This window comes from Mesorhizobium sp. ORS 3428 (genome assembly GCF_001854785.1).
In the GTDB taxonomy this organism is placed as follows: domain Bacteria; phylum Pseudomonadota; class Alphaproteobacteria; order Rhizobiales; family Rhizobiaceae; genus Mesorhizobium.
In genome coordinates, this window is sequence record NZ_MDFL01000142.1 from 1 (window position 1) to 19,601 (window position 19,601).

21 protein-coding genes are annotated in these 19,601 nt (G+C 60.9%); 5 read left to right on the forward strand and 16 right to left on the reverse strand.

The features are described 5' to 3' along the window. Positions 1-12: 12 nt before the first annotated feature. The 8 genes from ORS3428_RS24260 to ORS3428_RS24295 form a co-directional block, all read right to left on the reverse strand. The gene (locus ORS3428_RS24260; protein ID WP_071100829.1) at positions 13-465 is read right to left on the reverse strand and encodes a hypothetical protein; all 453 of its coding nucleotides are present in this window, start codon (positions 463-465) and stop codon (positions 13-15) included. A 502-nt stretch (positions 466-967) separates the two neighbouring features. After that, the gene (locus ORS3428_RS24265; protein WP_131802942.1) at positions 968-1,699 is read right to left on the reverse strand and encodes a hypothetical protein; all 732 of its coding nucleotides are present in this window, start codon (positions 1,697-1,699) and stop codon (positions 968-970) included. Between the two features lie 12 nt (positions 1,700-1,711). Beyond that, positions 1,712-2,275 carry a thermonuclease family protein gene (locus tag ORS3428_RS31810; RefSeq protein WP_244508084.1) on the reverse strand — a complete coding sequence of 188 codons (564 nt, stop codon included), beginning with the start codon at positions 2,273-2,275 and terminating at the stop codon, positions 1,712-1,714. 46 nt (positions 2,276-2,321) lie between these two features. Continuing rightward, entirely contained in the window at positions 2,322-2,699 is a 378-nt protein-coding gene (locus ORS3428_RS24275) for a hypothetical protein (protein WP_071100832.1), read from the reverse strand. 244 nt (positions 2,700-2,943) lie between these two features. Further along, positions 2,944-4,035 (reverse strand): MBL fold metallo-hydrolase, encoded by a 1,092-nt coding sequence (locus ORS3428_RS24280; RefSeq protein WP_157895986.1) that lies wholly within the window; start codon positions 4,033-4,035, stop codon positions 2,944-2,946. Between the two features lie 18 nt (positions 4,036-4,053). Then, complete coding sequence (locus ORS3428_RS24285) at positions 4,054-4,656, reverse strand: hypothetical protein (protein ID WP_071100834.1); 603 nt, start codon at positions 4,654-4,656, stop codon at positions 4,054-4,056. A gap of 1 nt (position 4,657) precedes the next feature. Beyond that, positions 4,658-5,359 carry a hypothetical protein gene (locus ORS3428_RS24290; protein ID WP_071100835.1) on the reverse strand — a complete coding sequence of 234 codons (702 nt, stop codon included), beginning with the start codon at positions 5,357-5,359 and terminating at the stop codon, positions 4,658-4,660. A gap of 171 nt (positions 5,360-5,530) precedes the next feature. Continuing rightward, positions 5,531-6,922 carry a tyrosine-type recombinase/integrase gene (locus ORS3428_RS24295; protein ID WP_071100836.1) on the reverse strand — a complete coding sequence of 464 codons (1,392 nt, stop codon included), beginning with the start codon at positions 6,920-6,922 and terminating at the stop codon, positions 5,531-5,533. A 289-nt stretch (positions 6,923-7,211) separates the two neighbouring features. Here ORS3428_RS24295 and ORS3428_RS24300 point away from each other — a divergent pair, with 289 nt between their 5' ends. Next, on the forward strand, positions 7,212-8,591 hold the full coding sequence (locus ORS3428_RS24300; protein ID WP_071100837.1) for a pyridoxal phosphate-dependent decarboxylase family protein: 1,380 nt from the start codon (positions 7,212-7,214) through the stop codon (positions 8,589-8,591). A gap of 656 nt (positions 8,592-9,247) precedes the next feature. Here ORS3428_RS24300 and ORS3428_RS24305 read toward each other — a convergent pair. Next, positions 9,248-9,490, reverse strand: coding sequence for a DUF982 domain-containing protein (locus tag ORS3428_RS24305; RefSeq protein ID WP_071100872.1), 243 nt, complete (start codon positions 9,488-9,490; stop codon positions 9,248-9,250). A 307-nt stretch (positions 9,491-9,797) separates the two neighbouring features. Here ORS3428_RS24305 and ORS3428_RS33390 point away from each other — a divergent pair, with 307 nt between their 5' ends. Then, the gene (locus ORS3428_RS33390) at positions 9,798-9,962 is read left to right on the forward strand and encodes a hypothetical protein (RefSeq protein ID WP_157895987.1); all 165 of its coding nucleotides are present in this window, start codon (positions 9,798-9,800) and stop codon (positions 9,960-9,962) included. Between the two features lie 331 nt (positions 9,963-10,293). On the opposite strand, the gene ORS3428_RS24310 is transcribed toward ORS3428_RS33390, so the two are convergent. Together ORS3428_RS24310 and ORS3428_RS24315 are read right to left on the reverse strand one after the other, a co-directional pair. Further along, the gene (locus tag ORS3428_RS24310; protein WP_443136874.1) at positions 10,294-10,599 is read right to left on the reverse strand and encodes a DUF982 domain-containing protein; all 306 of its coding nucleotides are present in this window, start codon (positions 10,597-10,599) and stop codon (positions 10,294-10,296) included. A 55-nt stretch (positions 10,600-10,654) separates the two neighbouring features. After that, complete coding sequence (locus ORS3428_RS24315; RefSeq protein ID WP_071100839.1) at positions 10,655-10,852, reverse strand: hypothetical protein; 198 nt, start codon at positions 10,850-10,852, stop codon at positions 10,655-10,657. A gap of 436 nt (positions 10,853-11,288) precedes the next feature. Between ORS3428_RS24315 and ORS3428_RS24320 the strand changes: the two genes are divergently transcribed. Together ORS3428_RS24320 and ORS3428_RS24325 are read left to right on the forward strand one after the other, a co-directional pair. Then, the gene (locus ORS3428_RS24320) at positions 11,289-11,648 is read left to right on the forward strand and encodes an ArsR/SmtB family transcription factor (protein ID WP_071100873.1); all 360 of its coding nucleotides are present in this window, start codon (positions 11,289-11,291) and stop codon (positions 11,646-11,648) included. Between the two features lie 190 nt (positions 11,649-11,838). Continuing rightward, on the forward strand, positions 11,839-12,381 hold the full coding sequence (locus tag ORS3428_RS24325) for a cytochrome b (RefSeq protein ID WP_071100840.1): 543 nt from the start codon (positions 11,839-11,841) through the stop codon (positions 12,379-12,381). 364 nt (positions 12,382-12,745) lie between these two features. On the opposite strand, the gene ORS3428_RS24330 is transcribed toward ORS3428_RS24325, so the two are convergent. From ORS3428_RS24330 to ORS3428_RS24350, 5 genes are all read right to left on the reverse strand, one after another. Then, positions 12,746-13,552, reverse strand: a complete 807-nt coding sequence (locus ORS3428_RS24330) for an ABC transporter permease (protein ID WP_071100841.1) — start codon at positions 13,550-13,552, stop codon at positions 12,746-12,748. Between the two features lie 4 nt (positions 13,553-13,556). Next, positions 13,557-14,390, reverse strand: a complete 834-nt coding sequence (locus tag ORS3428_RS24335) for an ABC transporter permease (protein ID WP_071100842.1) — start codon at positions 14,388-14,390, stop codon at positions 13,557-13,559. A 22-nt stretch (positions 14,391-14,412) separates the two neighbouring features. Further along, on the reverse strand, positions 14,413-15,537 hold the full coding sequence (locus ORS3428_RS24340; protein ID WP_071100843.1) for an ABC transporter substrate-binding protein: 1,125 nt from the start codon (positions 15,535-15,537) through the stop codon (positions 14,413-14,415). A 68-nt stretch (positions 15,538-15,605) separates the two neighbouring features. Beyond that, positions 15,606-16,700: an ABC transporter ATP-binding protein gene (locus ORS3428_RS24345; protein WP_071100844.1), complete on the reverse strand. Its 1,095-nt coding sequence runs from the start codon at positions 16,698-16,700 to the stop codon at positions 15,606-15,608. A 315-nt stretch (positions 16,701-17,015) separates the two neighbouring features. Further along, complete coding sequence (locus tag ORS3428_RS24350; protein WP_071100845.1) at positions 17,016-17,912, reverse strand: LysR substrate-binding domain-containing protein; 897 nt, start codon at positions 17,910-17,912, stop codon at positions 17,016-17,018. An 82-nt stretch (positions 17,913-17,994) separates the two neighbouring features. Here ORS3428_RS24350 and ORS3428_RS24355 point away from each other — a divergent pair, with 82 nt between their 5' ends. Continuing rightward, positions 17,995-19,587 (forward strand): peptidase M20, encoded by a 1,593-nt coding sequence (locus tag ORS3428_RS24355; RefSeq protein WP_071100846.1) that lies wholly within the window; start codon positions 17,995-17,997, stop codon positions 19,585-19,587. The last annotated feature ends 14 nt before the right edge of the window (positions 19,588-19,601 follow it).

Sequence of the window (19,601 nt, forward strand, 5' to 3'; positions counted from 1 at the left end):
CTGTGCTGCAAACTACGCTCGTAAGGACGACCTTAAGAGCGCAGCCTCGCTACCGTGCCATGCTCGCGCAAGGCGGCCTTCGCCGGAGGCGTACCCCTCGCTACCTTTCTTGCCGTTGAAGTAACAATAGTGGGTCCGCAATGGCTTACACCTCCCGGCACAAACGTAGCCGCTAGCATAGGCTAGGACGCCAGCGCCGAGGCCAAAAAGTGCCCAGAAACTGGCTAATTCATCGGCCGTGAGCTCCAGCTCAACCTTTTCAAAGTGAGCGCTAATTAAGCAACCTCTCCAGAAAAGCGCAGATGCATCGAACTGTCGCAATGCTTCTTCTGAGAGTTTTGCCAGCACTCCTATTTTGGCGCTGCGAGCAGCCTCCCAACGCCTTTTGTCAGTAATGTAGTCATGGTTTGCCGCCGCCTCACCGAGGGCGTCGAATTCGGCCGGCGTATTGGCTAATTCGTACATTCGCTCCTCCTGACAACTGTCCAAAGTAGGCAACGAGCCTATTCCGACAATCTGAGCGTGTCGAGGCATATATTAGCTGTAGCTTGCCTTCCTGTTTTTCCTGGCGGGGATCCTCGCTCCTCGCGCAATGCTCTCACCAAAAGGGTCGTGAGGCGAGTGACCAAATGGAAAAAGGGGGCCAAGGCGGCGAAATACACGTCATGCCGCCGGCGGCGAGATAGGGGTAACCGCAGGGGAAGAGCGTCGGGCAACGTTATGGGAAACAAATTTTGCGACTTTTAGAACTGGGGAACTCGGGAAACTTGGGAAACCGCGTGACAGCAGCAGTGTGGATGTAGGGGAGCATCGGTTACCCGAACAGACGCCGGCCGAGGCAAACAGCGGGTGAACTGYCGATGAATTCAACGGTCAACGACTCCACAGCACCGRCAATCTCCGGCTAGGGTAATCGCAGGGGGTGATTTCGAATCTGCTTGGCGGAGTGGCCGTCCGCCTAATCGCCTTATTTTTCCTGGGGCTTCATTTTTTTCCRTATTTCGCGAACTCGATCGGAGGCTACGGTTATGACCGAGTTGTCGCTGCTATACAAAACGGCAAACTTGYCTGTGACAAGCACAACGGTTGCGCCGTACAAAACCCCGTCATCCAGATAAACGTCTTCGGAAAGTCGCGCGGAGTTCTTAACATACTGACCGAACATTATGCCGACAAAGGTCAAAAAGATAACGACAGCCGAGATATCAGTAAAAGTCCTTTCGATAGTCACCGTTGAAAGCCCGTATTTATTCAGAAAATGGATGCGCAATGTTAGGAATATAAGACAAATGACCACGAGAAGCGAGGCAATGCGTTCCGTTAACCTATCTTTTCCGTCTAGGTGATCTGAGTATATCAATCCGCCAAATGAAATAGCGAGTAGAATAACAACAAGCGCGGTGGAAATTACACGAGAGCGCGTTGATCGATTATCATCGAATAATGTCAAGAGTGGGGCGAGCGTGTTGTTGGCAAGATATAGAAAACCAGCCAGAAAAACCGTTACAACTATTCCAACCTTAATCAGGTCTGTGTAATCGATTAGCCATATTAGGCTTGGATCGAACACGGACAAATAACCTGATGTTAGGATCGCGGCACTAATAACCATCAAAACGAATGCGATGGCTGAAAGGGCGGCAAAGTTGGTCGCCGAGAATTCGACTAATTTTCTGAAACCGGATATGCTGTCGGTCAAGGATGTTTCCCTCTATCTTTTCGAACGCCGCCAGCCTGCCGCAACTGCTTCCKCTCCTGAGCAGAACCACCTTTCGCCGTTGGCTTGGTTGATGATTGTGACGCTATAATACTTCTGTCCAGGCACCCACCGTCTGCCGAAATGTTGCCTTTGATGTTGCCAGCCAGCGTTGCCGCTGCCGAGTGCAAAAAGCGGTGTCGACATGGTTTGCTCGTCGTCGCTATGCTCCGCTCTCCAATCCCATGGTGTCTGAAAAGATCCGACCCATAGACGGATCTTCGAAGCCTTCGCCTTCGCCTGTCGTGCCGCATAGACCCCATTGCTGTATTTCGGCCAATCGAGCGCTTGCCCGTTCTCGACCATCCACGCGCCCACGCTGGTGCCGTCAGCCCGCGCGCAATCGCCGACAAAGCGCCCGTAGCGGTCAGATTGATTTCCGGCATCGATCCGCTGTTGTGCATGACGAACTGCGTCACCAAAGCGGAAGCCGCTGCCACAGTCACCAGTACGAGACGAAGCGGCACGTTTGCCYGTCGTCTGGCGCGTGAGCGATTTCCTCCGGTGCGCCGCCGCCATTGACTTGACCGATTGCGGTGACGGGACCTATCCAAATCCGCGCCTGCTATTGCTCGTCACTGAAGAACACTTTTCGCGTGGCTGGGTCTTGTGCAACGACACAATTCAGACCGTCGTCAAAGTCGGGAAGGCCGGCGGCCATGTCCGGGCCGTTCATCAAGCATCGTTTATAGAGAGCTTCAAAAGCGGATTGATCAGGCAGCGCCGCCATGCCCTGCATAAGCCGTGCAATTGCAATCGACTGCGTCGCCCGGCATTGCTTGTAGGCGTCACTTTCCGCGCTCTGGTGCCTATGCAAACAAAGCTGATCTGCCATTTCGAACAACTGCTGTATCGAATTGCCTTCAGCGTTAGCCGGACAATTCAACATGGCCGCAGCCACACCTACCGCAGCCGTTGCGACGAGATACAAACGGAAATACATGGAGGCATCCCCAATCCCGAGTGCTATGATGCGCTCTCCGCACTTTATTGTCGAATCTGTTGTTGTACGGGTCGTGTTTGAGCAGCAAACATTCAAACAGACGCTAGCCCGATAGAACGGAATCAAATTCGCAACTGATTCAACGATCAACGATGACCGTTAGGCCCATCAAAGGCGGCAGGGGTAATTGCAGGGGTAAATTGCTTTCTGATTGTTGCGATGCCCTGACGGACCGATAATCCTGCTAATCTCCCGGTGCGTACACGTATTCTGAAAGGTGGGTGGCCTGTCCGGCGAGGTCAACAGTAATGTTGGTATTTGGCGGCGTAAAGCGCGCGCGTATCCTGCCAACAGCAGAGAGTGTTGCGGTTATGTTTTTAGCCACTTCGGCCATGGTCTTTTCCACAGCTCGGATGCGCGGTTTGCGGAACTTTCYGGCTGGCAGCTTGGCCGTTGTAAAACTTTGTGGTGCGTACTGCAAAATGCGGTCAACGTCCGTGTCCCTCGGGAGACCGGACCCTCTATTCCACGGCGTAAGCATAGTGGTCGGCTCACTTTCGAGCATTTCCGCCCAGACCCCTTCATGATGGCCATTAGCGGAACCATGATGTGGTATTTTGAACAAAATTGCCTTACCCGGCGGCCGGCCAGGATTGTTCAGCACAGCACTCCACCCAAGGTCGGGATTTCCGGATTCTTCCAGATCGRCTCCAAGCAAAACCGCTACCTCTCCGATTCGAATCCACACCGCGATAGAGAGGTCATTTTGATCCGGCTCCGGTACTCTATTCTTCGGCTGCATCACACCCGGAATTTGTGCAGCGATTTGAGCCATGGCCAATCCGAATTGTGCGTCAGAAGGCGAAAGCCCCCAAACTGCAATGTCGTTTGACCCCACCAGGGAGTTTCTTTGCAGAAGGCATTTGGCTGCCGTTACCGGGACTGGTTTGCGACCCGTTTCTATAATCGCCCTGATTGTTCCGCCGATTTCGTCAACACCTGAAGTCGTAACAGCATTCCGCGACCGAGAGTAGACCGATACGAAATTCAAAAATTCTTGATTTCTGAACGCGGAAGACAGGCAGACTCGCGCCTCGGTGCACTCCTGAACGACTTGTGTAAGGCCTCGCACGTGATCATCGTGCCAATGCGTTACGATGATCAACTCAACGGCCGAAAGGGGCACGCCGATGGATTTTAGATATTCGAGTGGGGCAGGCTGCCGAGTGTCGCGATCAATGCAGGAGTCAACTATCACCCACTTGCCGTCGCCCAAATGAACAACGCAGGATTCGCCAAACCCCGGCCCAAGCAGACACACCTCGACCTCGCCCACCCCCGGCGCGTCCATAATCTAGTCTTCCCAAACAAGAGCCGATTTTAGTTCGAGGGCGCGTTGGCGGGCCGACAGCAAGTCCATCTTTGTCCAAGCCGGCAGCCGGCGAAAAACAATTTGCGAGACGCGCCGCTTTGAGCCACCCGGATCCCTGTGATATCCGATTACCCAGCGGAAGACCGCGCCCACATGCAGCAGCGTGAGGTCCGTGTCGGACAGGTCATCTTTGATAAATTCGACCTGCTCTTCCTCAATTTCGCTACCGGCAGTGACATCGAGCAACCGTGCGGTAAACGTTTCCTTGGAAATTGTGACCACATAGCCCTCCCATTCTTGGAGGGGTTGCAAAAAGGAGCGCTGCGTCGGACGCCCGGTAGCGATTATCTGCGGAACGTTCGGCTGCTTATTGTTTCCACGGCTAAAGTGTGTGGCGAGAACGGGAAGCTGCTGCGCCGCTTTGTCGTGAATTTCTTCYTGTTCCTTCTCCGGCAGATTCACCACGCCGGCATCCGGTTCGGGAAGCGGTACCGTCAAATCTCGTCCAACCGAACCCCAGTTCCACGCGGTGGGGCGCTCGGAAGGGCGATTGTCGATGGTTTTTGYTGCGCTCGCATTCAGCATGTCAGGAAACGCGCTCTCTCAGCGACATCACTTGGTCTACTATCTGTTCCGATTTGCGGATGGAATCGTCAAATCGATTTCGCATAAAAGCTAACAGTTTTGCTGTTCCGTCAATCTCTTCCCGATCAACAAGTTCACAGTGGTCGTTCACCCGGACGTATATGCCGGTATTCCCCGCTATCTTAACTGACGGTTCGACGGTAACGTTCAAAGACCCCTTGAATGCACCGTCTGACCACTTTTGCTGGATAGTCAAATGCGAAACGCCGCCTCTGTATGGAACATCTTGACTAGCAATTTCCTGGCCCCATTCACCCCATGGATCAAGCGGTGCTAGGATCCTTCCGATTTGGTTTCTGACTGCCTCTTTCTCAACACTGAAATGCACATTTCTGTTTATGCCGAACTGAAAGATCGGGGTGTGCGGCARCATCTCRCCGAAAATCCTGCCGACCAGATCAACTAACGACACCCATGGAGCCTGTGTGGTTTCAAGGGAGAATTGATTGGGGTGGGCATTCATGATCGTGTTGGCAAACTCGATCTGAGCCACCTCAGGGTGTATCAGGACAACGTTTGCGGCGTCCGCTTCGGCGGTCGTAATCAGGCCCTGGGTACTCAGCCAATGTGGGGTGAAAATGGCAGGGTTAAAATTCCCAACCACAACGACCGACGCGCCACCAATGTCCGGCTCAATCCGCATCGCTATTCCCCACTAGTGTCCACATTTAGCGTAGCACTGGGAGTTAACAATGTGGTGAACGGGCATGCAATCGCCATAATGGACGCAGCGTTGCGAGATGGTGCCGCCTGAAGGACTCGAACCCCCGACCAACTTGCGCCCCGCACGATCTCTCATGCCGCCGCGCACCATTCACGCCCGCTCCAGCCGCCGTTCGGCCAGATCGGTGATGTTGTCGGTCTTCTTGCCCGTGACCAGCGCTTCGACGAAGCGGCCCCACGCCTCCAAGGCCGCCCGCTTCTCGTCGGCATAGTCATATACCTGATAGACGCCCGCGATCCCGGCGAAACTACCGGACGTGTGGTTCAGCACCTTCTCGGTGACTTCCATCTTCACACCCAAGCGCTGCATTCCTGCCGCGACGGAGCGGCGGATGTCGTGAATCGTCCAGTCAGGAATAGCCACGTTCTCAGCCAACTCGGCCATCAGCTTATCGATGCGCTGTTTCATCCGGGAGAACCCGCTAACGGCATGGTTGCCGTCCGTGGTGAACACGAAGCCTGCGCCCTTGATGCGTGGCAGTGATTCAAGGACCGCCATTGCCTGATCCGACAGCGGCACAACATGCGGCTCGCCGTTCTTGGTGCGACTGYCGGGAATAACCCACTCGCGCGCATCCACGTCGATCTCGGGCCAGGTCATCGCAGCAACTTCCGTGCGTCGCTGACCCGTCAGGATCAGCGTCTGCACATATGGACCAAAGGGTCCGCGATATTTCTTGCCGATGCCACCCTTGCCCTCGTCCGGCTCGTCTCTGCCGTATACCTCGCAGGCCTGCCAGAGCCACAGCAATTCGTTGTCGCTGGAACCGGGAACTTCCTTGCGCTGGATCAGCACCCGATTACGGCTGGCGTTTTCTTCCGACGGCGGTTGCAGGCCAGCAATAGGGGAGGCGGTCAGGATGTCCTTTCCCACCGTCCAATTGAAGAACTTGCGCAATTCCGAGAATGAGCGATTGGCCCCGATAGGCGCGTCTTTAGCGAGTTGCTCTAGATGCTCGCGGATATCGCGCCGGGTGATCTCCTGAATGCGCTTCTCGCCCCACATCGCGACCGGTCGGCCTTTGATGACTTCCCACTCTTCATCCTTGCGGCGCATGCCGAGCAGCCGCGCCTTTTCTGGATAGTTGCGCCGTTTCGATGCGTATTCCTTAAGGTAGCGCTCAACGATGGTACGGAACTGATCGCGCTTAGCCCCGTCGTCTTCCTTCGCATGCTTCTTGGCCTCTTGCTTCTGGGCCGCCGGATTTTCGCCGGCCTGGACGCGCGACAGGATGTCTGCAGCTTGCCCTCGAACCTTCTWAAGCTCTTCGCCGGCCTTGGCCTGATCGTCGCCGGCAAGGTAGTTGCCCAGAACTTGTTTCACGGGCCTGCCGTTGTARCGATATCGCACCGCCCACGACTTTCGACCGGTAGGCTGCACGATGAAATAGAGGCCGGTGAGAACGCCGTCCGGGATTTCCAGCCTCTTTGAAGCGTCCGCTTTGAACTTCGTTAGTGATGCACCTGTTAGCGCCTTTGCCATCGTCCGATGCTCCCAACCGCTTGTCCGGGTAACACAAGGGTAACGAAAATAGCGTGTTATTCGCCGTTACCCAATGTTAGAAACATAGGCCGAAAATCTTTGAGATACAAGGAAATATAAGGGCTATAACGAGGTGCGATGTTATGTCTTGCTAGGTCGGTTTAGGCTGCGATCCGGGTCTTCTAAGCCGACGATCGCAGGTTCGAACCACAACGCGCCCGTCGATTGACACCTCCTGCCGCCGTCCGGATAGTCCTGGCATGCTGGTCTGGTGCTGTCGGGAGGAGCCGTGAGCGACCTGAAGATTTCCGCGCAGGAATTGTCCCGGCTGGCGGACGAGGCCGTGAAGCTCGCGACGGATTACTGGTCGACCGTCGAGGAGCGGCCTGCCTTTCCTGCAACCAGCGCCAGGGCGACGGAGGCATTGTTCTCTCGGCCCTGGAGCGAGGAGGGCATCGGCCGCGCGGTGCTCGATGATTTTGCCGCCATCACCGACCATTCCCGCCCCTCCGGCGGCAAGTTCCTCGCCTATGTCTTCGGCTCGGGCGAGCCCGTGGGCGCGCTGGGCGAACTGCTCGCTGCCGCGCTCAACCAGAATGTCACCGCGTGGCGCTCGGCGCCGGCCGCGGTCACCATCGAGCGAAGCGTCGTCGGCTGGCTGGCGGGGGCCGTCGGCTGCCCGGACCACATCGGCAGCCTGTGCGGCGGCGGCTCGGCGGCGAACCTCATGGCGCTGGCAATGGCGCGGGAATCGCGATTGCCGGCCAACGAGACCGGCGCCCGGCCGGGCATCGTCTACGCCTCGCAGGAGGTCCACATGTCCGTCCCGAAGGCGGTCGCGCTGCTTGGCATCGGCCGCGACAATCTTCGGCTGATCCCGGTCGACGAGGCTTTGYGCATGCGCCTCGACGCCCTCGAGACCTCCATCGCTGCGGATCGCGCCGCCGGGCGCACGCCTATCGCCATCGTCGGCACGGCCGGAACGGTCAACACCGGTGCCGTCGATCCGTTGCAGCAGATTGCGGATCTCGCCGCTCGCGAAAACCTGTGGCTGCATGTCGACGGCGCCTATGGCGGCCTTGCGGCTCTGGCGGAGGCGGAGAAGTTCCTCGGCCTAGAACGCGCCGACTCGTTGTCCCTCGACGCGCACAAATGGCTCTATCAGCCCGCCGAATGCGGCTGCCTGTTGCATCGCCATCGCGACATAGCCCGCGCGACCTTTTCGCATAGCGGCGACTATGTCCGCAGCTTTCGCGAGGACCCGGTGGAGAGCTTCGCCTTCTTCGAAGAGTCGATGGAACTGTCACGGCGGTTCCGTGCGCTGAAGCTCTGGCTCTCGCTGCAATATCACGGGCGCAGGGCCTTTCGCGCCGCGATCCGGCGCGATCTCGACCACGCCATCGCGCTGGCGAGGGCCGTCGAGGCGCGTGCCGAACTGGAACTTCTGGCCCCGGTGACGCTCAGCGCGGTCTGCTTCCGCCACCGCTCCAAGGACAATGCCGCCATCCTCAAGCGCATGACGGCGCGCGGCCGCGTCTATCTGTCGAACGCGACGATCGGCGGTGCCTTCGCGCTGCGCGCCTGTTTCGTCAACCACCGGACGGGCGATGACGACGTGGAAGCGATCGTTCCCGAAGTCATCGCCGCCGCCGAAGAACTGAACGCTTGACAGGGGCTTTCGACGCTTGTCCGCGCGATCGGTTTGGGGCGCCGGGCCAGCCCTGTGGATAGTAACCTCCTGTTCACCACGACCCGGTTTTCGCGTTGAAGGCGCACGCCCGACTCGCCGAAATGAGAGGGCCTGAACAAGAGGCGCCCCAAAGCCCAGCGGCCGACGTTTTCATGTACCCCACGAGATGCGCTGTGAGCGCTCTCGAGTATACGTCGGCCGCTGCTTGGCCCAAGCAATTCCAGGAAAAGTGCGTAGCGGKTTTCCGTCCGGAATTGCGACAACAAGAAACCAATTCCAGGAAAAGTGCGTAACGGTTTTCCGTCTGGAATTGCGACAACAAGAAAGCAATTCCAGGAAAAGTGCGCAGCGGTTTCCCGTCCGGAATGGCGCGGCGCAAAATCAAGCCCGCCCCGGCAAGGCCGGAACGGGCTCGGCTTGGGTCTGGGAACCCCGTAGTCAGGAGACTACAGCGAAGTAACAGCTCGGCGGCTGCAATGTTCCGATATTTTCCTGATTGCGGCCGCCAAGGGCAATGCCGGGGAACAACTCCAGACGATCCGGGTGAGGTTTTCCGTCCCTGATCGCGTTGAGGGCTCTGCAGCGCCGGTGTCCTTTCGGACGCCGGATGCTGTGGCTACYAAATGTTGAACTGCTTAGGCCAGCAGGCCGGCGGCCTTCGCCGCCTTGCGCAGGGTTTTGCGGGCGTCGACGGGACTTCTCAGTCCGTCGAGCGCGTCGCGGCAGACACGGTTTGCCGACCGCCAGGCGCGATCGCGCGCCCGTCTTGGCCAGCGATGGTTGAGGCATTCGATTGCCTCGAAGCAGCTCGAGACCTTGCGTTGTCCGCTTGGCTCGAAATCGATCACGACCGGCTCTGAAAACCAGACGTCGTTCATGACATCCTCCGTTGGTATGGTAGTCTTTTGGTCAGCAGCCGGCGCCGGGTGGCGCTCGGTGGGATGCGGGTCCAGGACTATCGCGGACCCGCGCATTAACCATCCAGCGCCGATAATGTTCCGAAGAATTTTGAGAGCGGCGATGCGCCGCTCCGGGGTCGGGTTTATGCCGTCGGCACACGCGCCCGCGCGGCCTAAAAAACGCGCCCGCGCGGCCTAAAAAACATGTGACCAAAGTCACTGGCGGCGCTGTCGCCTGCAGCGCTAATGAATCCGGCAGGCTGATGAAAACGCGGGAAGACCTCTCATGCTGATCGCAGTGCTTGCATCCACCATGACAGTGGCCACGTTGATGGCGACCGCTTTCGGACTCTACGAGGAGGCGCGGCTTAGCCGCCTGCACGCCGAGGCGGATCTCGAGAATCCGTTTCGGCCTGCGCGCCGGCTTCCGGTCAATCTGCGCAGACAGTAAGYGCCGCCGCCAGGCATGTCCGTTCCGCTCTACCTGGTCATGTGCATTGTACGGGCCGCAATCCTGCTCTCGCCGGCAGCGTTCGCGATGCTGGTGCTTTTGTGGCTCTTCTATCGCTAACGCTAGTCGCAGCGGTTTGGGGAAAACGACATGTGCAAATATAAAGACTTGGGCGCGCCGCCTGAATAGGTTCGGCACGCCGCGCTTTAGAGCAATTCCAAGAAACTATACAACGGTATTCCATCCGGAATTGCGTAAAGCAAGCAATCAGCGCAGTTCAGCATTCATAAAACGCTGAACTGCTCCAGCAGGTCGGTAGAAAAGTGAGTGCCTATTCAATCAAAACATGCGCTTCGCGCGCGGCGCTGATGAAGGCTTCCCTGGCGTTGTCGGCCGGGACGTCGCCGGTCATTGCCCGGCGGCAGGCGCGCAGCGCCGCGCCATGCAGCACGCTGCCTGCGTCGCGCCATTGGCCCGTCAGCAATTCCACGGCCTGCTGCGCGTTGGAAATATGCCGGATCGAACCGGCCACGCCGACGGCGACTTCTACCGGCCTGGAAAACCATCCCTGGGTCATTTCGAACCCCCAATGCGTTGTGAGCGGATCAGAAACGCGCAACTGCCCGGCTGGTTTCATCCCGATATTTCAACAGGATGTGAGCGGCGCGCCGGCAGCGGACATCGCTCCTGCGCTACCGTCCGAGCGGCCTGCGGGACAACTCCACGAGTTCCACCTCGTCGGTGATGCCGGCCATGTAGTTCGCGATGATGCGCGATGCGCGCGCCTCCTTCTGCTCCTCGGTTTCTCCGGCGACGCGGCCGCTCTCGAAGACGCGGCCGAACATGGCCGTCTCGGCGGGCGTGAACGTGTTTCGTGAAGTAGCGGACATGGCCTTCTCCTCGAGCCTTGCCGTCCCCCTTTTTGTATTCCGGCTAATATTATCACGAATTCCGGAGGGAGGGTGAGTCTTGGAAATGCTGACGCGCGTCCGTGCGACACAAGTTCTTCCTCCAAGCGCGAGTCTGGATTTGGCGGCTGATGTACCTATCTTCGCTATATAGTTGCCGAAGCAAGGAAGCGCTGATACTCATTAGCGGCGCAGAATTATTCCGAGTCTGCGCCAACTTGCGTCACGTAACAACGCGRCGCACGCTGTCCGAGGCCAATGTCCCGACGTGGTGGCAACCGTGTTACGGAGGGCTTTGGTCGAACAAAGAAGCAGGGCAGGTTCCGACTTCCGTGTCGGAGCAGGCCCACCAAATGCTCTGGAATTCTGAAGCCATTTGCCCCCATGGCCTCGGAAGAGCATGAACATGGGGATATCGATGGTCACGAAGAAACTTACCGCCAACGCAGAAAGCGCGGCAGCCTTTCTTGCGGTGATGGGCAACGAAAAGCGTCTGCTCATCATGAACTACCTGGCAGAGGGCGAACTGTCTGTCGGCGCGCTCGCCGACAAGGTCGAACTCAGCCAGTCTGCACTCTCCCAGCATCTGGCCAAGCTGCGCAGGTTTGGCCTTGTTGAAACCCGCCGCGACCGCCAGATGGTCTACTACTCCTGCAAGTCGTCCGCAGCGCGCGAACTGCTCGCTCTGCTCGACGGTCTGCTGACCACGGACAGGCCGCTCGCCGGCCCGGCCCGGCAGGCTCTTGTCGAGAGGATGCGGCGTCCGCAGGCTGCCTGATCGGCCACGACGCGGGCGAGGCCGGGGGGCCTTCGCCTGCGCGGGCGGCTTGAATGGCGCGGAATGTAAACCAGCTTTGGGCCGCGCGTACGCCGGCCCAATGTCGAAGTCTTACCAATTATTAATTTAGCGGCCACAGGTCTGCCAGGAACACTCCATAAGGAAGGGGGGTGTTCAATGGAGGCGTGCGATGGCCGTCATCACCACTTATTCTTCTACTCAGAAACTCTTGCATTGGGCGCTCTTCGCCCTCGTCATCCTCCTCTATGGTCTAACCTTCGGCGAAGAATTCTATCCGCGCGGCGATCCCGCGATCGACGCGATTTGGCGGCTGCACATTTCGTTCGGCCTTCTGCTCGCCGGCCTCGTCCTTTGGCGGGTGGTTTTGCGCGGCAGGAGAGGCGCGCCGCCACTACCGGCGGACATGTCGGCGCCGGAGCGGGCAGCCGCGAAGGTCGGACATTTCGTCCTCTACGCGCTGYTTGTTGCCATTCCCGTCCTGGGCATCCTTTTGACATGGTTCAGGGGCGAGGCGTTGAGCTTCTTCGGTCTGTTCACGGTGCCGGCTCCATTCGCCCCTGACAGGGCGACTGCGCGGACCATCCGCGAGCTTCATTCGCTATGCGCAAACGGCATATTGATCGTAGCCGGCCTGCATGGCCTCGCCGCGCTCTATCATCACTTCATTCGCCGGGACGCGGTCATGACCCGAATGCTTCCCGGCAATCGGTAGGGCGCCGGCCGGCTCCCTCCAGTCCAGGTCGTGACGTCGGAAGGTCCGTTCGTTGTTGCGCTGGTTTTGGCTCCAAAGTCTCGCCGGCGCGTTCCCATCACRTTTGATTGAAGGACGTCGCGCCGATGACACCGCGGCCGCTCGCAAGACAATGATAATAAACCTCTTTTTGCCGACGTCGCGCGCTCCGGCGGCGTGAAGTTTACGGATTTGTAAATGGCCCGCGCGGTCCCGGTTGGCTAGATTTTCCGGCGATCCACACCCCCGGATCACGTGATGGGTCGAACTTCCACTTCGGCGCCTCACGAGGCCCGTCGCTCCCGGCGGGCCTCTTTCATTTCAGCGGCAGGATTGGAGCCAGGCTTTACGCCGCGGCGCGCCGCCGGGTGATCACGCTGCGCAGGATGAGCACCAGCACGGTGATGATGATCAGGATCACCGACAGCGCCGCGATCGCCGGATCGATATTGTCGCRCAGACCCATCCACATCAGTCGCGGCAAGGTGATCGCATTGACCGAGGTGATGAACAGGGTCACGCCGATCTCTTCCCAGGAAAGCACGAAGGAAAGCAGCGCCGCCGTGACGATGCCGAACTTGATGTTGGGCATGATGACGCGCGTCGCGCGCTCCCAGACGCTCGCGCCCAGGCCGCGCGCGGCAAGGTCGATGCGCCGGTCGAGCTGGCTGAGCGAGACGAGAATCAGCACCGTGGCGAAAGGCACTGTCATCACCGAATGCGCCATGGCGACACCCAGCCAGGTGTCGTAGCCGAAGAAGGACGAGACCCCGGAGACCGAGGTGAGCAGGAAATAGAGCGTCACCGCCGAGACCACCGGAGGTACCACCATCGGCAGCAGCACGAAGCCGACAAGCGCCGCGGTAAAGCGCGGCTGGAACATCCACACGCCGAGGCTGAACGTGAGCGCGAGCACGGTGGAGAGCGCGCTGCTCACCACGCCGATCCTGATCGACAGCAGGATGGAATCCAGCCAGCGCGGATCCTCAATGAGCGAGCGGTAGTGGCGCAGCGACAGTTCTCCGGTCGGCATGGTCAGCATGCGGCTCGGCGTCAGCGACACCGGGACGACCGCCAGCAGCGGCAACAGCAGGAACAGCGCGACAAGCACGGCCAGAGCAAGCGAGACGGGACCTGGGCGGTATGTGGGCATCGCGCTACACCAACTGCTTCGGTTTGACGTAGCGGAACAGCAGCCCCATCAGTGCGCCGACGAACACCACCAGCACGACGCTGATCGCCGCGCCCAACCCCCAGTCCGGACTCTGGAAGATCCTGAGATAGATGAGCTCGGCGATCATCACGCTGCGGCCGCCGCCGAGGATCGCTGGCGTGACGAAGAAGCCGAGCGAAAAGACGAAGGTGATGAGCGCTGAACCGATGATGCCGGAGCGCGTCATCGGCACGAATACCGTCCAGAAGGTGCGCATGCGGCTGGAGCCCAGACCGCGCGCCGCAAGCAGCACGCGCTCGTCGAGGCTGCGCATGGCCGATGCCAGCGGAAACACCGCAAAGGGAATGAGGAAATGCGACATGCCGACGATGACGCCGAATTCGTTGCGCACCAGGGTCAGCGGCTCGGAAATGAAGCCGACCGATTGCAGCCAGGTGTTGATCAGGCCGCGGTTGGAAAGCAGCGCCACCCAGCCGAAGGCGCGCGTCAGCACGGAGATCCAGAACGGCACCAGGATGCAGAACTCGGCCAGCACGCGCTGCACCGGACTGCCGCGCACCCAGACGACCGTGATCGCATAGGCGGCGGTGACCGACACCACAGTGACGATTGCCGCGATGCGCAGTGTGCGGRTGAACACCGACTGCACCAGCGGGTCGCTGACCAGCGCGCCATATTGGCCGAGACCCGGCGTCGGCAAGGTGAAGCTCCACTTCACCACGCCGAGGAAGGGCCAGGCATAGGCAAGGACAAGGAACAGGAGCAGCGGCGCCATCAAAAGCACCGCGCCCATCCTGTCGGAGAGGGTGTCTCTCATCGGTCCGAAGATCTCCGCCCGATCAGGCGGAGATGATCTTGGTGTATTCGTCGAGCGCCGCGCCGTAGTTCTTGGCGTACCACTCCATGTCGAGCGGGATCTGCTTCTTCATGTTCTCCGGATCGACAGGGTTGATGCGCTTCTTGTCGGCCGGGATCAGCGCGTCGGCCGCCGGGTTGGCCGGGCCCTGGCCGAGCTTGTCGAACATCACCAGCYCTTTCTGCGGATCCTGCGTGCTGGCGATGAACTTCATCGCCGCTTCCTTGCCGCCGGGATTGTTCTTCAGCACTGCCAGCGCGCCGGGCGAGATCAGGCCCTGGTCCCAGATGAACTTGATCTGGCCGCCCGAGTCCTGCTCGATCAGCGAGGCGCGCGTCGACCACACGATCGCCATCGAGGCCTCGCCGTTGAGCAGCACGCTCTGGCTTTCGGCGCCGCCGCCCCAATAGGAGACGACGTTTTCCTTGAAGGCGGCGATCTTGTCATGCGCGCGCTTGAGGTCGAGCGGATAGAGCGAGGCCGGCGCGACGCCGTCGGCAAGCAGCGCTGCCTCCCAGCTCGATACGCCCCATTTGTAGAGCGAGCGCTTGCCGGGAAACTTCTTGACGTCGAAGAAGTCGGCCATGCCGGTCGGCGCGTTGGAGCCGAACTTCTGCGAGTCGTAGGCGATCACATATGAGAAGAAGTAGGTGGACGCCGCATACTCCCAGCCGAAGCCTGGCCGCATCTTGCTCTTGTCGACGATCTTGTAGTCGATCGGCTCCAGCATGCCCTGGCCGCCGAGCGTGATCGCCGAGAACGGATCGACGTCGACCAGGTCCCAGGTCGGCGCACCGCTCTTGAATTGCGCAGCGATCGCGCCTTCGGTCGGGCCGGACCCGTCCATCTTGACCGGGATGCCGGTGTCCTTGGTGAAGGCCTGGCCATAGGCGGCATCAWAAGCCGTGATGGCATCGCCGCCCCAGTTGACCAGCACCAGCCCCTTCGTCTGCGCGAAAGAGCTGGTCGAGCGCAGCAGCATCGGCGTGCCGGCAAGCACGAGGCCCGCGAGTTGCGCGAACTGCCGGCGCGAGATCTCGCCGCGCCTGGCCCTTTCGGACAGGGATTCGATCGCCCRTTTGCGGGTGTTGTTCGTATCGTCGTTCATGTCAGTTCCCCTTGTTTTCATTGATCTGATCCGGAAGCCGGTGCGGCCGGTTCAGGCCGCGCCGGCGCTCATTGTCCTCCGTCCGGAAGGAGGAAACCTTTTTCCGCCGGCCAGGTCAGCCAGACGGAGTTGCCTTTGCTCAAGGCCGCGGCCGCGACCTCGTTCGGCACCGAGACGGTGACCTTCGAGCCGTGGCGCGTGGTGAGGTCGAGCTTGGTCGCCGCACCGAGATAAGTCGAGGCGACCGCAGTGGCGGCAATGCCGTTCTCGCCGGCCGAAGCTTCGCGTGCGATCGACATGTGCTCGGGGCGGATGGCGAGGATGGCGTCGCCCTTTATCGCTTCCGCCTTGCAGCGCATGTTGACCGCGCGATCCTCGCACAGGCCCGTCGCGCCATTGTCGGCGGGCTTGACGCCCTTTACCGGCAGCATGTTGATCTCGCCCAGGAACTCGGCGACGAAGCGGTTGGCCGGCCGGTCGTAGACCTCGTCAGGCTTGCCAACCTGCAAGAGCTTGCCTTGGTTGAAGATGGCGACGCGCGACGACAGCGCCAGCGCCTCGCTCTGGTCGTGGGTGACGAAGACGAAGGTGGTGCCGGTCTCCTGATGCAGGCGCTTCATCTCGGCCTGCATCTGGCCGCGCAGGCTCTTGTCGAGCGCCGAGAACGGCTCGTCGAGAAGCAGCACGCCCGGCTCGAACACCAGCGCGCGGGCCAGCGCCACGCGCTGCTGCTGGCCGCCCGAAAGCTGCGCCGGCAGCTTCTTCTCATGGCCCTTCAGCCCGACGCGCTCGATCATCTCGCCGACGCGCAGCTTGATCTCCGAAGCCGTCTTCCTGCGCACCTTGAGCGGGAAGGCGATGTTCTGCTCCACGCTCATATGCGGGAAGAGCGCATAGCCCTGGAACACCATGCCGGCGGCGCGCTGCTCGGCCGGCCGGTCGGTGATGTCGGTGCCGTCGCTAAAGAGGCGGCCTTCGCTCGGCTGCACGAAGCCGGCAAGGATCATCAGGAAGGTGGTCTTGCCGGAACCCGATGGCCCGAGCAGCGTCAGGAACTCGCCGCGGCCTATGTCGAGCGTCAGATTGTCCAGCGCCCGGAACGAGCCGAAGCTCTTGCCGATTCCCTTCGCCTTGATTTCTGCGGCCCGGCCGGGTTGCTGCATCCTGCCTCTTCCTCAGTCTCGGGCGAAATCGTAGGCACGCCGGCGGCTCACCGCAACCGAATAGTTTTCGCCTGATCGGCAAATTTGATTCACGGATGGGGGAGGGAGGCGACGCTGCCGCTGCCGATCTCCCCCCTTGTGGGGGAGATGCCCGGCAGGGCAGAGGGGGGCGCGACGGAACGCTGCCTTTGCAATGATCGGTTGTCGGGACAATCCGTCGACGGGCGCGTTCAAAAATGGCTGATAGGCTGGCGGGACAGCGCCCCCCTCTGTCCTGCCGGACATCTCCCCCACAAGGGGGGAGATCGGCTAATCTCAGTACTTCGCTAGCTGGCTCTCCGACAGCGTGGCCCTCAGCCAGTCGCTGAAGGCATTGAGCACCGGATGCCCAGCCTTCGCATGCTCGAAGACCAGGTAATAGGAGCGCGGCGAGGGCACCGACGCCTCGAACGGCTTGACCAGCCGGCCCTCGCTCAGGGCCCGGCGGCCAGTCAATTCGTCGCCCAGGGCGATCCCCTGGCCGGCAATCGCCGCCGAGAAGACGAGGTTCATGTCGGAAAAGAAGATGCCGCCTTCTGTATCGGGGTTTTCCACCTTGGACAGCGCCAGCCAGCGCGCCCAGTCCTCGGTGTCGCTGAGATGCAGCAGGTTGGCGCGCAGCACGTCGGCGGGTTTGGAAAAACCGCCGACCTTGTTGAGCAGCGTCGGGCTGCAGAGCGGCGTGAAGGAGACTTCGCAAAGCAGTTCCACCGCCCGGTTCGGCCAGTTGCCGACGCCGAAGGCGATGAAGGCGTCGGCCTCCGGATTGCTGACATCGTCGAGCCGCCGCGGCGTCAGCACCGAGAGCGCAACGTCGGGATACATCTGCTGGAACTCGCCGATATGGGTGCACAGGAACATCGAGGCGAAGCCCGGCGGGCAGGAGATGGCGAAGGAGCCGCCGACCCCGGTGCCGGAATTCTGCGTCATCGCATCGCCGAGCACGGTGAGCGCCTTGCGCACGTCCGCCGCATAGCGCTGGCCGCGCGGGGTGAGCGCCACCCCTTTGCCGATGYGTTGCAGGAGATCGAAGCCGAGCTCGCGCTCGAGCAGCCGAAGCTGATGCGAGACGGCGCTGCGGGTGAGGTGGAGTTCGTCGGCGGCGCGCCACACGCTGCCGTGACGGGCGAAGCTGTCGAGGGCGCGCAGCGCCTGCGTGGAAGGTATTCGCAAGAGGCCTCAGGTGAACCGAATTTGCACGAGCCGGGAAAACATATCACTTTTTGATGAGCCGCTTCACTGCTTTCTTTGAGGCATGGAGGAACCGGTGACGACTTCGGCACAAGAAACCGCGCTCGCCTGCATCGACGGCATCCAGCCGCTTTTGTCGGCCTGGACCCGCACCATTTTCGATTTCGGCGAGACGGCCTGGCGCGAGTACCAGTCGGCCGCCTGGTATGTCGACCGGCTGAAGCGCGAAGGMTTTTCGGTCGAGGAAGGCTCGGGCGGCATGCCGACCGCCTTCTGTGCCCATTGGACCAACGGCGACGGCCCGACCATCGGCATGTATGCCGAATATGACGCCGTTCCCGGCAACTGCCAGGACGCCGCGACGGTGAAGCGGCCGCGCGCGGGGCTCGGCGTCGAGGCCGGCGGCCACACCGATCCGCATTCGGGCCTCGGCATCGGCAGCCTCGGCGGGCTGCTCGCCACCAAGGCCGCGATGCAGCAGCACGGCATAAAGGGCACCTTGCGCTTCACCGGCGAGCCGGCCGAGAAGGTGAGGGGCTCCAAGCCGATCCATGCCGCCAAGGGCTATTATGACGGCCTTGCCGGCATGATCTCCTTCCATCCCTTCTACATGCTGCCGCTCTGCAACACGGCGCGCTGGGACACGCATTGCGGCGCCGCCTACGCGATGATCTACCGCTTCATCTGCGACGAGCCGGAAAACTGGGCGCGCGCAAGCGGCGGCGCGCCCATCCCGCAGGCGCATTCGGCGGTGAGGGCGCCCGGCGCCAACGACGCGCTGATGATGATGTACATGGCCTCCAAGGCGCTGCGCGATTCCATGCTGACGCACCAGGGCGGCTGGTCGATCAGCGAGGCGATCCTGACCGCCGGGCAGGCGACCGCCGACAACCTGCCGGCGGGCCTCGCCGAAATCCAATACATGATCCGGGTGCCCACCATTGCCATGGCCGAGCAGGTGACGGCGGTGCTCGACCGCAACGCCGATGCGGCGGCAAAGATGAGCGGCTGCCGCTACGAGCGTCACTGGGTGTCGAAGTCGCGGCAGGGCCTCGCCAACCACGCCATGGCGGGGATCACCTATGAAGCGCTCGCGGCGGTCGGCCCGCCGCGCTGGGATGAGCATGCCAAAAGCATCGCCCGCGAGGTTCAGGTCAATGCCGGCGGCGAGGCGACCGAGAACCCGTTCATCGACGAATTGGAGCGGCTGATCACCCCGCAGGAGGCCGAGGCGATCCTGCGCCGCGATCTGCCGCCCTCGCAGGTGAACTCGACCTCCGACGACTACACCGACATGAGCTGGCACGCGCCGACGTCGCGCTTCTACGTCGCGCGTCCGGCGCTGCGTTCGGCGAACGGCCACGCCTACCCGGCCTGGGTGATGAATGCGCTGGGCGGCATTCCCGCCACCATCGACCCGATGGTCATCTGCGCCGCGAAGACGGTCGCGCTGACCGCGCTTCGCCTGCTGGAAGACAAGGCCGCGCGCGACGCCGCGATGGACGAGTTCGTCGCCCGCACAGGCGGCGGCATCGGCGGCTCGAACTGGATCGCGCCGCTCTGCGACTACGAACCCCCGATCAACTTCCGCTGGCCKGAATATGTCACCACGCCGCGCGGGCGCGACTGGTGGATTCCGGCCACTTCCACCGCATGACAAATATCAGCTCG

What these genes read in the sequence shown, in the direction of transcription:
- ORS3428_RS24260 (WP_071100829.1), bottom strand. Translation starts at nt 465, where the DNA reads ATGTACGAATTAGCCAATACGCCGGCCGAATTCGACGCCCTCGGTGAG.
- ORS3428_RS24275 (WP_071100832.1), bottom strand. Translation starts at nt 2,699, where the DNA reads ATGTATTTCCGTTTGTATCTCGTCGCAACGGCTGCGGTAGGTGTGGCT.
- ORS3428_RS24305 (WP_071100872.1), bottom strand. Translation starts at nt 9,490, where the DNA reads ATGAACGACGTCTGGTTTTCAGAGCCGGTCGTGATCGATTTCGAGCCA.
- ORS3428_RS33390 (WP_157895987.1), top strand. Translation starts at nt 9,798, where the DNA reads ATGCTGATCGCAGTGCTTGCATCCACCATGACAGTGGCCACGTTGATG.
- ORS3428_RS24310 (WP_443136874.1), bottom strand. Translation starts at nt 10,599, where the DNA reads ATGAAACCAGCCGGGCAGTTGCGCGTTTCTGATCCGCTCACAACGCAT.
- ORS3428_RS24315 (WP_071100839.1), bottom strand. Translation starts at nt 10,852, where the DNA reads ATGTCCGCTACTTCACGAAACACGTTCACGCCCGCCGAGACGGCCATG.
- ORS3428_RS24320 (WP_071100873.1), top strand. Translation starts at nt 11,289, where the DNA reads ATGGTCACGAAGAAACTTACCGCCAACGCAGAAAGCGCGGCAGCCTTT.
- ORS3428_RS24345 (WP_071100844.1), bottom strand. Translation starts at nt 16,700, where the DNA reads ATGCAGCAACCCGGCCGGGCCGCAGAAATCAAGGCGAAGGGAATCGGC.